The sequence below is a fragment of the uncultured Subdoligranulum sp. genome (assembly GCF_963931595.1).
In the GTDB taxonomy this organism is placed as follows: Bacteria; Bacillota; Clostridia; order Oscillospirales; family Ruminococcaceae; genus Gemmiger.
On the sequence record NZ_OZ007030.1, the window covers coordinates 1,096,681 to 1,110,059 of the forward strand.

At 57.0% G+C, this 13,379-nt stretch carries 19 protein-coding genes; all 19 read left to right on the forward strand.

All coding sequences use genetic code 11. The features are described 5' to 3' along the window. Positions 1-69: 69 nt before the first annotated feature. Entirely contained in the window at positions 70-960 is an 891-nt protein-coding gene (locus ABGT73_RS05120) for an ATPase, T2SS/T4P/T4SS family (RefSeq protein WP_346668736.1), read from the forward strand. Beyond that, a complete protein-coding gene (locus ABGT73_RS05125) occupies positions 942-1,430 on the forward strand; it encodes a hypothetical protein (RefSeq protein ID WP_346668737.1) in 489 nt (162 codons plus the stop codon). The genes ABGT73_RS05120 and ABGT73_RS05125 overlap by 19 nt, the downstream gene beginning before the upstream one ends. Before the next feature lie 12 nt (positions 1,431-1,442). Continuing rightward, positions 1,443-1,637, forward strand: a complete 195-nt coding sequence (gene spoIIIAC / locus ABGT73_RS05130; protein WP_007046405.1) for a stage III sporulation protein AC — start codon at positions 1,443-1,445, stop codon at positions 1,635-1,637. A gap of 9 nt (positions 1,638-1,646) precedes the next feature. Beyond that, complete coding sequence (locus ABGT73_RS05135; protein ID WP_346668738.1) at positions 1,647-2,027, forward strand: SpoIIIAC/SpoIIIAD family protein; 381 nt, start codon at positions 1,647-1,649, stop codon at positions 2,025-2,027. 56 nt (positions 2,028-2,083) lie between these two features. Next, positions 2,084-3,055, forward strand: a complete 972-nt coding sequence (locus tag ABGT73_RS05140; RefSeq protein ID WP_346668739.1) for a stage III sporulation protein AE — start codon at positions 2,084-2,086, stop codon at positions 3,053-3,055. Further along, the gene (locus tag ABGT73_RS05145) at positions 3,056-3,502 is read left to right on the forward strand and encodes a hypothetical protein (protein ID WP_346668740.1); all 447 of its coding nucleotides are present in this window, start codon (positions 3,056-3,058) and stop codon (positions 3,500-3,502) included. Next, entirely contained in the window at positions 3,499-4,035 is a 537-nt protein-coding gene (locus ABGT73_RS05150; protein ID WP_346668741.1) for a stage III sporulation protein AG, read from the forward strand. The genes ABGT73_RS05145 and ABGT73_RS05150 overlap by 4 nt, the downstream gene beginning before the upstream one ends. Before the next feature lie 13 nt (positions 4,036-4,048). Beyond that, a complete protein-coding gene (locus tag ABGT73_RS05155; RefSeq protein ID WP_346668742.1) occupies positions 4,049-4,684 on the forward strand; it encodes a SpoIIIAH-like family protein in 636 nt (211 codons plus the stop codon). A 104-nt stretch (positions 4,685-4,788) separates the two neighbouring features. Beyond that, positions 4,789-5,148: an Asp23/Gls24 family envelope stress response protein gene (locus ABGT73_RS05160; protein ID WP_346668743.1), complete on the forward strand. Its 360-nt coding sequence runs from the start codon at positions 4,789-4,791 to the stop codon at positions 5,146-5,148. 25 nt (positions 5,149-5,173) lie between these two features. Continuing rightward, positions 5,174-5,590, forward strand: a complete 417-nt coding sequence (gene nusB, locus ABGT73_RS05165) for a transcription antitermination factor NusB (RefSeq protein WP_346668744.1) — start codon at positions 5,174-5,176, stop codon at positions 5,588-5,590. Further along, on the forward strand, positions 5,584-6,531 hold the full coding sequence (locus ABGT73_RS05170) for a glycoprotease (RefSeq protein ID WP_346668745.1): 948 nt from the start codon (positions 5,584-5,586) through the stop codon (positions 6,529-6,531). The genes nusB and ABGT73_RS05170 overlap by 7 nt, the downstream gene beginning before the upstream one ends. Beyond that, positions 6,510-7,733, forward strand: coding sequence for an exodeoxyribonuclease VII large subunit (xseA, locus tag ABGT73_RS05175; protein ID WP_346668746.1), 1,224 nt, complete (start codon positions 6,510-6,512; stop codon positions 7,731-7,733). Before ABGT73_RS05170 ends, xseA begins: the two co-directional genes overlap by 22 nt. Further along, positions 7,730-7,945, forward strand: a complete 216-nt coding sequence (xseB, locus tag ABGT73_RS05180; RefSeq protein ID WP_346668747.1) for an exodeoxyribonuclease VII small subunit — start codon at positions 7,730-7,732, stop codon at positions 7,943-7,945. Before xseA ends, xseB begins: the two co-directional genes overlap by 4 nt. Next, on the forward strand, positions 7,942-8,829 hold the full coding sequence (locus ABGT73_RS05185) for a polyprenyl synthetase family protein (protein WP_346668748.1): 888 nt from the start codon (positions 7,942-7,944) through the stop codon (positions 8,827-8,829). Before xseB ends, ABGT73_RS05185 begins: the two co-directional genes overlap by 4 nt. A 12-nt stretch (positions 8,830-8,841) precedes the next feature. Continuing rightward, a complete protein-coding gene (locus ABGT73_RS05190) occupies positions 8,842-9,309 on the forward strand; it encodes a divergent PAP2 family protein (RefSeq protein ID WP_346668749.1) in 468 nt (155 codons plus the stop codon). 29 nt (positions 9,310-9,338) lie between these two features. Further along, on the forward strand, positions 9,339-11,213 hold the full coding sequence (gene dxs, locus ABGT73_RS05195; protein WP_346668750.1) for a 1-deoxy-D-xylulose-5-phosphate synthase: 1,875 nt from the start codon (positions 9,339-9,341) through the stop codon (positions 11,211-11,213). Beyond that, positions 11,210-12,031, forward strand: coding sequence for a TlyA family RNA methyltransferase (locus tag ABGT73_RS05200; protein WP_346668751.1), 822 nt, complete (start codon positions 11,210-11,212; stop codon positions 12,029-12,031). Before dxs ends, ABGT73_RS05200 begins: the two co-directional genes overlap by 4 nt. A gap of 17 nt (positions 12,032-12,048) precedes the next feature. Further along, positions 12,049-12,894 (forward strand): NAD(+)/NADH kinase, encoded by an 846-nt coding sequence (locus tag ABGT73_RS05205; protein WP_346668752.1) that lies wholly within the window; start codon positions 12,049-12,051, stop codon positions 12,892-12,894. Further along, complete coding sequence (locus tag ABGT73_RS05210; RefSeq protein WP_346668753.1) at positions 12,891-13,361, forward strand: arginine repressor; 471 nt, start codon at positions 12,891-12,893, stop codon at positions 13,359-13,361. Before ABGT73_RS05205 ends, ABGT73_RS05210 begins: the two co-directional genes overlap by 4 nt. The last annotated feature ends 18 nt before the right edge of the window (positions 13,362-13,379 follow it).

Consider the following 13,379-nt stretch of genomic DNA (forward strand, 5'->3'; position numbering starts at 1 on the left):
GGTGCTTTTTTCTTTGGTTCTAACCTGGTGCTGCTGCACATACAGTGGCAGTGTGAGGTGAACAAAACGATGGACGAGTACTATTCCGTGGTCAATGCCTTGCCGCAGACGCTTTCGGACGAGCTGCGCAGGCTGGACGCCATAATAGCGCCGGCTGTGCAGGAAATCCGCCTTAGGGCAGAACAACCGGCCTACTTTACCATACGCGGAAAGCTGGTTCCCTGTACCCGGTATCTTCCGACGGCAAAGCATTGTGCATCTGTCGGCCAAGACCTCCTGCAGGACTGCTTTTTGCAGCTGTGCCGGTACTCGGCCTATGCGTACGAGGAGGAACTGGGTCAGGGGTTCCTGACCATCCGCGGCGGAAATCGGATTGGCGTGGCGGGAAATCGAAGTCTGGGAGGCTTCACACGCATCACATCATTGAATGTGCGGGTGGCACGGTGGGTCCTCTGTGAACTGCCGGATCCGGTCCGAAAATTCTTGGCAGACGGTGCGGGCGGCTTGCTGGTGGCGGGAGCACCGGGAAGCGGAAAGACCACTTTCTTGCGCAGTCTGGTGCGGTTCCTCGGGAATACCGAAGAAATTGTTTGTGTGGTGGACGAGCGTGGCGAGCTGATGGCATCCGACAACGGAACAGTGGCCAGGGGACAGCCAGTATGCTGCGATGTCTATACCCGCTGTTCCAAGGCGGAGGGAATCCGTATGGCGCTGCGCTGCATGAATCCGCGGTACATTGTCTGCGATGAATTGGGAACCAATGCCGACACGGAGGCGGTGGAGCAGGGGGTGGCATCGGGCGTGTGCTTTCTGGCGTCGGTGCACTGTGATTCTCCGCGGGCCCTGCAACAAAAGCCGCAGCTGGCAAAACTTTGCGCAACGGGAGCCTTCTCGGCAGCTGTGTTTTTGGACGGGCGGCAAAAGCCTGGTACGGTGGCACAATGGGTACAGCTTTCCTGAATTTTTTGCTGCGCTGTCTGGGAACAGGCCTTCTGGTGGCGGCGGGCGGTGCAGGTGGCATGGCAGCCTGCGCACACAAAAGGTCTGCCTGGCAGGAGGTCTACGCGGTTTCGCGCCTGTTTTCCTATATGCAGCAGCTTCTCGCATATCAGGCGCTCACAGGGGAGGAACTGTTGCAACGTGCGAAATCCTATCCGCAGTTTACACGCCTGGGGATGCAATCCTGTACGCGGTTGGAAACATTGCCGCTGCCTGATACGATTGTGCCCTCTCTGCGGGAGGAAATCCGGTCTGACTTGCATCAACTTTCGATGGCGCCACGGGAAACGGCCTGCAGGACCTTGCAGCACTTGGCAACAGTATGTGAAGAGGCAGCGATGCAAAAAGAAAAAGAGGCTCAGATGGCAGAAAAACTCTGGCCGCGGCTGGGAATTTGCCTGGGCGCGCTGGCTGCCATTCTTATGTGGTGAGGGATTGACACAATGAACATTGATCTGGTGTTTAAAATAGCGGCAACCGGTATTATTGTGGCGGTCCTGAATCAGCTTCTGATTCGTTCGGGGCGGGAGGATCAGGCCATGATGACCACACTGGCCGGCTTGATTGTGGTTCTGAGTATGCTTGTGAGACAGATCAGCGATTTGTTTGTGCTGATCAAGGCGTTATTTGAGTTGTGATGAGGCAACATGCTGTTATACAAATTGGCCGCCGTGGCGTTTGTGGCGGCGGTACTCAGCCTGGCGCTCAAAAAAGAACAGCCGGCTTTTGCTTTTCTGGTTTCGGTCTGCGCCGCAGCAGGAATTTTGGCCACAATGACACAGCAGATGCGGCCGGTCATGGAATGGCTGCAGACACTGGATGGTATTTTGCCGGGTGGGGGAATCGATGCGCTTTTACGGGTGATGGGCATCGCGCTGGTGGCACAGCTCGCGGGGGACCTGTGTCGAGAGGCAGGCATGTCGGCGACAGCGACGGCAGCGGAACTGTGCGGCAGGTTGCTGGCTTTACTGCAGGCGTTGCCGCTGCTGCAGGAACTGCTCAGCGCCTATGCGGGCTACTTGCAATAATCGGGATGCTGATCCTTTTCCCGCTGCATGCGGACGCGGAAGGGTTCTCCGCGAACGTGGAAGCGATACTCTCAGGTGGAGACGCCGCCATCCAGGAGGCGTCCGGCTGGCAACTGCAGGATGTGCTCCATTGGCTTGCGGGCCTTGTGGGGACGGACCTCTTTGACCCGTTGCAATTTGCATGGCGGGCGGGGGCGTACTTGCTTCTGGCAGGGGCATTGAGCCTTCTGGTGACGGGCAGTACCTGGCGGCGCTGCCTGGAGGCGGTATCTTTGCTGGGATTCGGTGCCATGAGCCTGAATGCCATGATGGATCTGGCGGACGCCGTGGTGACAACCGCGCAGGATTGCCAGAATTATCTGGTGGCTTTTGTACCTGTATACAGCGGTGTGGCTGCCATGGGCGGGCAAGGGGCAGGAGCGCTGGTGTACAGCGGCATGTTTTTTGCTATGTCGAGCTTCCTGGCGGGGCTCATCCGCACTGTACTGCTTCCTGTGATGCAGATTTATTTCTGCTTTACGGCCTGTGCCTGTATCTGGGGAAACACGGGAATTGAGGAGGCTGCGGCGCTGTTCGCCAGGTTGTTGCACTGGGCCTTGCGGCTGTGCGGCATTGTGTTTGGCGCCGTTCTGGGACTGCAGAATATCCTGGCCGGAAGTGTGGATAACGCGGCCCTGAGGACGGGGAAAAGCATGCTGCAGGGGGTTATCCCGGTGGTGGGGGATGCGGCGGCAGCGGCGCTGTCGGGGGCCTCGGCTGCCGTACAGCTGTTGAAAGGGTCGCTGGCGCTGGCTGCACTGGCTGCACTGGCAGTGGCCTTTGTGCCGGTGGTGGTACAGTGTCTTTTGTACACCGCTGCTTTTGCAGTGGTGGGGGTGGCCGCCTCCCTGATCGGTCAAAAGCAGTGCGGCAGGTTGTGCCGGCTGTACGGAGAGGGAAGCCGGCTTTGTGTATCGGTGCTGGCATTGTATTTCTTCATGGTATTCTTGTCCACCGCGTTGCTTTTGCTGGCAGGAAATGGGGTGTAATTGATGGAATCGATTCGCCATGTGGCGCTGGGATGTTGTGTGATCTCCACTGTGGCAGGGATGATCCGGATTTTCTGGCCGGAGAACAGCCTGGCACCTGTCATAAATGCAGTCTTGGCACTGTATATTATAACGGCAGCGCTGCAGCTGGTCCGGGGGGCGGATTGGCAATCGCTGGCTGCGGAATTGTATGCGCTGACTGCCGCAGAGACCGAGATGTCAGATTCTTATGTAGAGTATGGGAAACAGCTGGGGCAGGAAGCTTCCGCCCAGGCGATCCGGACGGTTCTGGGGCAGGCGGGTGTGGATGCTGCGGTCCAGATCCGGGGAAATACCTGCGAGGTCACGCTGCTTCACGCAGAAGACCGGGAAAGAGCAGAAGCTGTGTTGCAATCCAGCTGCGGAACTCTTTCCTATACCATCACGGCGGGAGGTGATGCGTCGTGAAAACGGGGACGGCGTGGCTGGAGCGGTGGAGCGGGCGAATCAAAGCACTGGTAAATGACGAAAAGAAACGGGTCAATCTGGTGGTCTGCCTCGGTCTGGCGGGGCTGGTCCTGCTGGCCTTGCCGGAATGGGTGCCACAGGAAGATGCGTCAACCCGCGTGGAAGCGGAAGTTAGTGCTCCAGGCCCGGAGGACTACGCGGTACAACTGCAGGAACACCTGGAACAACTCATTGCGCAGGTGGACGGTGCCGGTGCGGCAAGGGTCATGGTGACGCTTGCCTCCGGGGAGGAAAATATCTATGCCACAGACCGACAGACATCCGCGGATGGTCAGGATACAGTCAGCCATGTATTGCTGGATGATGACGGCCTGGTCGAAACGGTACAAACCCCGCAGGTGTTGGGGGTGGCAGTTGTCTGTGAAGGAGGGGGAGACGCCGCTGTACAGAATCAGATCAGTGAACTGGTGGAAGCCTTGACGGGCGTAGGGGCCAATCATGTCACAGTCGCCAAAATGGCGGCCGCAGAATAAGGGGGTACATGGGATGAAACAGACGGCAACCAAGCAAAGCAAACACCGCCGGGCAACCGCGGCCGTGATGGCACTGGCACTGGGGGCGGCAGTTTATTTGAACTGGTCCTTTGCGCGGCAGGCGCCGGATGACCTGACGGCGTCGCCGGCCGAAGAAACGGCGGTAGAGACAGCTGCCGCAGCCGTCACCGACCCGCTGGAGACATCGGCTGATGCCGGGGAGGTGCCGGAACAGACCGTGAACAAGAATTACGGGGAGGCACAGATGGTCAGCGTCACCCAGGACGCCGGCACGGAATTCTTTGAGGAGGCGCGGCTGTCCCGGAGCAAAGCGCGGGACGAAGCGCTGGAGGCACTGAACGAAGCACTCAAAGATACCTCGGTCAGCGAAGCGGAGAAAAAGGCCCTGACCGACAAACTCAGTATGCAGGTCAACAATATCACCCTGGAGACCAAGCTGGAAACGCTGATCAAGTCCAAGGGGTTCGCGGACTGTGTGGTCAATCTGGAGGGGGAGCGGGCCAATGTAACGGTCATGACAGAAAATGATGCGCTGACGGCCGAGGAGGTTGCCAGAATCCGGGATGCGCTGATGAGCCAGTGCAAGGACCTGGATGCGCAGGACATCACCATCGTGGAGGTAAAATAAACCTTTCATCAGTTGCAAATGGTATGGTTTTGTGGTAAACTAAACTATACTATAAGAAAAAGTGGCCCGCGGTAAGGGCTGCATGCAACGGGAGGGTACACAACATGGATGTGCAGAATACCATCGGGGGCAGCTTGCAGATTTCAACGGATGTCTTGGCCAAGATTGCCCGTCTGGCTGCGTTGGAAGTGGGCGGCGTTGCCGAGGTGACGACTGGAAACAGCCAGAACGTTCGCCGGCTGCTGAGCCGTACCGGCCTGCAGAAGCCGGTCAGCGTTGTGCTGGAAGATGGCGTCGCGGCCGTGACCGTGCATCTGACGGCAAATTATGGCCAGAAGATCATGCCGTTGTGTGAAAAAGTGCAGGAGAACGTCAAGCAGACCATCCAGAATATGACGGGGATTACGGTATCCCGGGTCAACGTTCTGGTGGTGGGCCTGGCGCAGCCCGAAGCACAGGACTGAAGAAGAGAAGGACAGGAAACCAAGTATGGGAAAAAAGCTCACCCGCCGCGAATCCCGTGAGGCGGCTTTTCTGACGGCATTTGCCGCCACATTCGAACCGGAGGCTCCCAGCCTGCCGACCGGCGCTGAACAGCCGGAGGCAGATGCATTTGCACACCAGTTGCTGGCAGCCATGAACGATCACGCTGCAGAACTGGATGCGATGATTGAGAGCCACCTGAAGGGATGGAAACTCAATCGTGTGCCGCGCGTCAGTCTGGTTGCGCTTCGGTTGGCATTGGCAGAAATGCTGTATGGGGAAGAACAAAAGCCGGGCGTTGCCATCAACGAGGCGGTGGAGATCGTCAAAAAATACGGCGCCGATAACGATTATCAGTTTGTCAACGGTTTGCTTGGCACGGTAGCCCGCGAGCGGGAAGAACACCCGGAAGCAACATGCTGACGCTGGGGATCGATACCAGCAATTATGCAACCTCTCTGGCTGTGTTTGACACAAATGCCGGAGAGGTTGTTTGCGATTGCAAAAAGTTTTTGCCGGTCAAGCCGGGACAGATGGGGCTGCGCCAGAGTGATGCCCTGTTTCACCATACCTGTGCTTTGCCGCCGATGCTGGCGGAACTGGGAAGCAAGGTGGATTTGACCCGCGTCGAAGCGGTGGGCGTATCTGCCAAACCCCGCCCGGTGGAAGGCTCCTACATGCCTTGCTTTCTGGCAGGCGTCAATGCGGCCTCGGCCTTTGCATTGGCCCGGAACCTTCCGTTACTGCAGACAACACACCAGCAGGGGCATATTGCTGCCGCACTGTTTGCCACCGGCGAGATCAGCCTGTTCACACAGGAAGTGCTTGTCTTTCATGTGTCGGGCGGAACCACAGACCTTCTGCTGTGTCAGGGGGCGGACGCCATTGTGCCGCTGGGTACCAGCAGTGACCTGTATGCGGGCCAGGCTGTCGATCGGCTGGGTGTGAAACTGGGATTCCCGTTCCCGGCAGGAACCTACGTGAGTGAGCAGGCGGCGCAGTGCCCGGACAAGATTCGCCCGAAGGTAAGTGTCCGTGGGATGGAATGCAGTTTGTCCGGGCTGGAAAATCAGTGTGCCAGACTACTGCAGGAAGGCAAGACGGCTGCCTATGTCTGCAAATATTGTCTTTTATGCATTGGGGAGACGCTGGTACGAATGGCGGATGCGGCGCTGCGGGAACACCCCGGCTTGCCGGTGGTATTTGCAGGCGGCGTGATGAGCAGTGAGCTGATCAAGACCTATGTGATGCATCGGGTACCCGGGGCTCATTTTGTGCCGGGAAAATTCGCCAGTGATAACGCAATCGGGATTTCCGTTTTGGCAGCCAAGGAGAATCAGGCATGGCCGATTTTATCAATGTAAGTACCTTAAACCGCCTGGCCAAGGATGTCCTTGCGCAGTGTGAGCCGCTGAACAATCTGATCGTATGCGGTGAAATTTCCGGTTTCACGCGGCATTACAAAAGCGGGCATCTGTATTTTACCCTGAAGGATGAAAATGCCAGCGTGAAGGGCGTCATGTTCCGCAATCAGGCGCGGCTTCTGAATTTCGAGCCCCAGAATGGTATGCTGGTACTGGCGTATGGACATGCCACGATTTATGAACGGGATGGCGCTTTTCAGCTGTATGTGGACTATATGCGCCCCTTCGGCGCCGGTGCAGCCCAGATGGCTTTCGATGCCCTGTATAAAAAGCTGGAGGCCGAAGGCTTGTTTGCTCAGGAGCGCAAACGTCCGCTGCCGCGTATGCCCCATTGTATTGGTGTGGTGACCAGTAAAACGGGTGCCGCCTGGCAGGATGTACAGAATGTGATCGGGCGCCGCTGGCCCATGGTCAAACTGTTGCTGGCGCCGGTCAATGTGCAGGGACTGGAAGCGGAACACAGCATCATTGCGGGCATCCGGGCGCTGGACAAAGATACGCGTGCGGACCTGATTCTGGTAACGCGGGGCGGCGGCAGCAAGGAAGACCTCTGGATCTTTAACAGCGAGCGGATCGCCCGTGCCGCCGCAGCCTGCCACAAGCCGGTGGTCTCCGCTGTGGGCCATGAGATCGATACCACCATTCTGGACTATGTGGCCGATCTGCGCGCGCCTACGCCTTCCGCGGCGGCAGAACTTTGCGTGCCTGACCGGGAAGAAATTTTGCAAAAAATATCCATTTTGCAGCAGAATATTCAAAATAATATACAGAATCGCATCCAGTTATGCTATAATAAATATACAATGGCAACGGTGCGGCAAGCACGGCAGCATCAAGTGCAAAAGATCAACCGCTATGAGCAGGAATGGCAGCGGGCAGCCGACCTGCTGCAGCAGGCACAACAGCACCGGGTGTCCCGGGCAGAAAGTACTTTGCGGTCCGCCGCGGCATTGGCGGAATCCCTGAATCCCTACGGTGTTTTGGCGCGCGGGTATGCCATCGTCCAACGGGACAGCGAAGTGTGCACGGTGGATAATCTGCAGCCAGATCAGCAAATCCGACTGCGAGGCGCCGGGGCGGAGGCTGATTGTCTGGTACAGTCGGTGCAGAGAATCGAAACACAGGAGAACAACGGTTTATGAAACAGCCGAAATCTTTTGAAGAGGGAATGCAGCGTCTGCAGGAACTGCTGACGGTCCTGCAGGATGATACGACACCCCTTGCCCAATCGGTGAAATTGTACGCAGAGGCAGCCGGACTGATTGCCTATTGCAAACAGACCCTGGATAAGGCAAAGCTTCAGGTCGAGGAAATTGATGCCGAACTGGCTGAAAAAACAGGAGAAACATTATGACGCAGGAAGAGTATCGTTCGCATTTTGCGCAGTGGGCACAGATGGCGGAAAATCGCCTGCAGCAACTGTGCGATATGTATCTTCCCGGGCAGGCGGAAATCGGGCAGGCCGCCCGTTACAGCCTGCTGGGAGGCGGCAAGCGCGTCCGGGCTGTGCTGGCGCTGGCAGCCTGCCAACTGGCGGGGAAGCCTGCAGACCTGGCTCTGGACTACGCCTGTGCTCTGGAGATGCTGCACTGCTATTCCCTGATTCATGATGACATGCCCTGCATGGACAACGATGATTTCCGCCGGGGACGCCCCAGCTGTCACAAACAATATGGGGAGGCCATCGCGCTGCTGGCGGCGGATGCCCTTGTGACGGCCGCTTTCGAGGTGATCGCGCAGGCAGATCTTTCACCGGAAAGCCGTTGCCATGCCGCGGCTGTGCTGTCCAGAGCCGGCGGCGCCCGGGGCATGCTGTATGGCCAGGAACTGGACAAGAAATACGAAACTCAGCAGGCGACAGAACAGCAGCTGCTGGAACTGCATGCCCACAAGACGGGAGCCCTGATCCTGGCGGCAGCGGAACTTGGCTGCACGGCAGCTGATGCGGCCCCCGCCATCCGGCAGGCGCTGAAACAGTATGCGGCTGAACTGGGACTGGTATTTCAGATTGTGGACGACATTCTGGACGTAACCTCCACAACGGAGGAACTGGGCAAACCGGTAGGCAGCGATGAGGCCAACGATAAAACGACCTTCATCACGCTTTACGGTCTGGAAGGCGCACAGCGTTTGGCACAAAGCCACAACGAGGCAGCGCTGGCTGCCTTGCAGGGCCTGGGAGAAAAGGCAGACTTTTTGTCCTGCCTGGCTTCCGATCTGCTGCGACGGAAAAAATGAGGATGTGACTGCATGACATTGCTGCATACTGCATTGAGTTGGAATTTTGTGCTGGTGACAGCGATTTGTGCTTCGTTGCTGGCGCAGCTTATTAAGGTTTTGCTGAATCTTTTCACCTTCCATCGATTTATTGCGGAACGGATGTGGGGCGCAGGCGGCATGCCCAGTTCCCACTCGGCCACGGTTTGTGCGATGGTTGTGGCGACAGGTCGCTATTGCGGCGTGAGTTCATCCCAGTTTGCCATTGCGGCTGTGCTGTCCATCATTGTCATGTATGATGCCATGGGTGTGCGGTATGAGACCGGCGAGCAGGCAAAACTGCTGAATCGCATGTTCAGCGAGTGGATGGATCAGGGAGCGGCTTCCTTTCCTTTTCTGGGAGGGAAAAAACTCAAGGAGATGGTCGGACATACCCCCATTGAGGTCCTGACCGGCGCTGTTCTGGGTGTTGTGCTGGGGTTCGCCATGCCTATGGTATAAATGTTAAAACTACTGCGAGGTGCTGAAAAATGGATTATCCGCTTTTGGAGCGTATTCAGGCGCCGGGCGATGTGAAATTTTTGACAGACAACGATCTGCCGCAGCTGTGCGAAGAAATCCGTCAGTTTCTGATTCAAAGTGTTACCTCCACCGGAGGGCACCTTTCCTCCAACCTGGGTGTGGTGGAACTGACGGTTGCGCTGCACCGTGCGCTGGATCTTTCGCAGGATAAAATCCTGTTTGACGTGGGGCATCAGTGCTACACCCATAAATTGCTGACGGGACGCCGGCAGGGGTTTGCGGCGCTGCGCCAGAAGGAAGGCATTTCCGGATTCCCCAATCCGAAGGAAAGCGAATGTGATACCTTCGTGGCCGGGCACGGCAGCGCGGCACTTTCTACAGCCATTGGCATCGCCCGGGCCAAAAAGATCAAACAGGAACCCGGCAAGGTCGTGGTGATCGTGGGCGATGGCGCCTTTACCGGCGGCATGGTCTATGAGGGCATGAACAACGTCAGCCGGCTGAACAATCTGATCGTTATTCTCAACGACAACAAGATGTCCATCTCCAAGAACGTCGGGCAGATGGCCAACTATCTGACCAAGCTGCGCACAGATCCCAAATATTTCCACGCCAAGGCACAGATGGAAACCATGCTGGACAGCATTCCGGTGGTGGGAGATACGCTGGTGCGGGCGTTGCAGGGCGGAAAACAGCTGGTCCGCCGCGGCATTTACCATTCTACCATGTTTGAAGAGATGGGATTTCAGTATATTGGCCCGGTAGATGGCCATGATGTCGTCATGCTGGAACGGCTGCTGACCAATTTGCGGGAGCAGTTCGCCCCGATTTTCCTGCATGTGGTTACCCAAAAGGGAAAGGGTCTCAAACAGGCGGAGGAAAACCCGGGCGAGTTCCACTCGGTTTCCTCCATTGACCTGAACCACCTGACCAATCCGGAACTTTCCCCCAAGGATTCCTTCTCCACGATTTTCGGCTCCACACTGGCAGAACTGGGGAAGGAAGAGCCGCGTCTGTGCGCCATTACGGCTGCCATGAAATACGGTACGGGCCTGAACTTCTTCAAACACGCCCATCCTGACCGCTTTTTCGATGTGGGCATGGCGGAGGAACATGCCGTCAGCTTTTCTGCGGGATTGGCCAGTCAGGGGTTGCTGCCCGTTGTGGCTATTTACTCCACCTTTTTCCAGCGCGCTTATGACCAGATCATCCATGATGTGAATCTGATGAAGCTGGATGTGCTGTTTGCGGTGGACCGTGCGGGACTGGTGCCGGGAGACGGCGAGACCCACCAGGGCATCTATGATACGGCATTTTTCAGCCAGATTGGCATCCCGCTGTATGCGCCGGCCAATTATGAGGAACTGAAATACTGGCTGCGCTACCTGGTCACGGAAGCCCGGGGACCCCGGGCCATCCGGTATGCCCGGGGCGAGCAGAAGCCTGCCCTGGAAGCGTTGCCGTGCAGTGGAAATACCTTCGATAAAATCGAATCGCGGGATGGTGCCAGGGTGGTACTGGTGAGTTACGGTGCGCAGACGGAAGAAATTATTGCAGCCTGCGACTTGCTGCAGCAGAAAGGCGTGCCCACGGACTGCTTTAAGCTGGTACGGCTGTATCCGCTGCCGGAAGGCCTTTGTGAGGCGTTGAACGCTTACGATATGATCCTTTTCGCCGAAGATTCCGTCCGTACGGGAAGCATCGGCGAGCAGTTGTGCTTTGCGTTGCAGCAGGCTGGCTGGAAAGGCCGCTATCTGTTGCATGCAGTGGACAATACGCATCTGCTGCACGCCAATGTGCCGCAGCTGCGCCGGGATCAGGGACTGGATGCTGCAGCTTTGGCTGCGGATGTACTGGGCAACGTAAAGGAGATTCAGGTATGAGCAAGATCCGGCTGGATCAATATTTGTGCCAGCACGGCTTGGTACAGAGCCGAGAACGGGCCAAGGCGCTGATCATGTCGGGCATTGTGTTTGTCAACGAGCAAAAGGTGGACAAAGCCGGTGAGATGATCGCGGAAGATGCCAAGGTGGAAGTGCGCGGGCATGATATCGGCTATGTGAGCCGAGGCGGACTGAAGCTGGAAAAGGCCATGCAGGTGTTTCCCATGCGGCCTGACGGAAAAGTCTGCATGGATATCGGTGCTTCCACCGGTGGTTTCACCGACTGCATGCTGCAAAACGGTGCGGTCAAGGTGTATGCGGTGGATGTGGGCTACGGGCAGCTTGCCTGGAGCCTGCGCACCGATTCCCGTGTTGTCAATATGGAACGCACCAACATCCGCAATGTAAAGCCGGAAGACCTTACAGAACCGATTGCATTCTTCAGCGTTGATGTCTCTTTTATCTCTCTCAAGCATATTTTCCCGGTGGCGGACCAGATCTGTACGCCGGATGCGGTGGGCGTCTGCCTTGTGAAACCGCAGTTCGAGGCTGGACGGGAAAAAGTAGGTAAGAAGGGCGTCGTCCGCGATCCCGCCACGCACCGCGAAGTGCTGGAGATGGCACAGCAATATGCCGTGGCCAACCATTTCACCGCGGCGGGACTGGATTTTTCTCCGATCAAGGGCCCGGAAGGAAATATTGAATTCCTGCTGTATGTGCAGCATTCTGAGGTGCCGCAGCCGCTGCCGGAAGGCAGAATCGCGGAAGTGGTCAGCGCTGCCCACACGGCACTGGACAAGGCACCCAATTTACATTGACAGAAAGGACGACCCAGATGGTGGTCTTGCTGATTCCCAATGCAACCAAAGATCAGGGGCTGGCGGTAACAAGACAAGCTGCCGTTCTGTTGGAAAAGTATGGTCTTTCGGTTTTGATGACCGATGCAGTGGAGCGGCCGGATTCTTTTCCGAAGATACGGACGCTTCCGGAGGAGCAGGCGTATCAGCAGGCGGATGTGGTCCTGACCATCGGCGGCGACGGTACACTTTTGCGCAGCGGCCAGGCTTGCGTTCGCCATCAGAAACCGGTACTGGGCGTGAACCTTGGCCGGACGGGTTTTCTTGCCACCTGTGAAGTGGACGAAATGCCGGAAAAATTCCGACGGCTGGCAGAGGGAACCTATACAATTGTCAAGCGGGGGCTTTTGGAGGCTGAGATCTCCCAGGCAAATTGGTGCGCCCATGCTATCAACGATCTGGTAGTGTTCGGACAGACGCGGCTTCACCCGATGGATTATCGCGTCTATTGCGATGGTGCCTTTGTTAGCAGTTATCGCAGCGATGGCCTGATTGTGGCTACCCCCACAGGCTCCACCGCTTACTCTTTTTCTGCCGGAGGTCCGGTACTGGATGGCATGGCGGATGTGATGGTGCTGACGCCGGTATGTGCGCACAATGTGCATACAGCACCGCTGGTGTTTGCAGCCACCCGCAGACTGGAGATTGTGGCGGATTCTGAAAACCGCGAGGTTTGTTGGGCCTGCGCCGACAGTGGTCCGCGGCACAGGATTCTGCCGGGACAGAAAATTTTGATTACAGCCGCGCCGGAAAAGCTCCGGCTGATTACCTTTGAAGAATCTGAACAATTCTGCGCCATAGAAAACAAGCTGATGAGGAGATGATTCCTTTGAAAAGTGCGCGCCATCAGGCGATTCTGGATTTGATTGAAAAGCATCCCATCGACCGGCAGGAAGATCTGCTGGCTCATTTGCGGGAAGCCGGTTTTGATGTGACACAGGCAACGGTTTCCCGCGATATCCGCGATTTACAACTGGTCAAAGTGGCCGATGCCGATGGACGCTATCGGTATATGCCGGCAGCGGCTTCCGGAAAGGTGACCCATTCTCCCAGCCGGTTTGAGATGATTTTTCGGGAATCGGTCCTCAAGGTGGATTACGCAGGTCACATGGTGCTGGTCAAGTGTTTTTCCGGCATGGCCAATGCTGCCTGTGAGGTATTCGACGCCAAACAGTGGAACAACGTGGTTGGCACGCTTTCCGGCGATGATACATTTTTTATTCTGATGCGTACCGAAGAAGATGCAGCGGAAATCTGCCGGGCGCTGCAGCAATATACGCGCCGCGGATAAGGTGCCGCTGCGAGACAG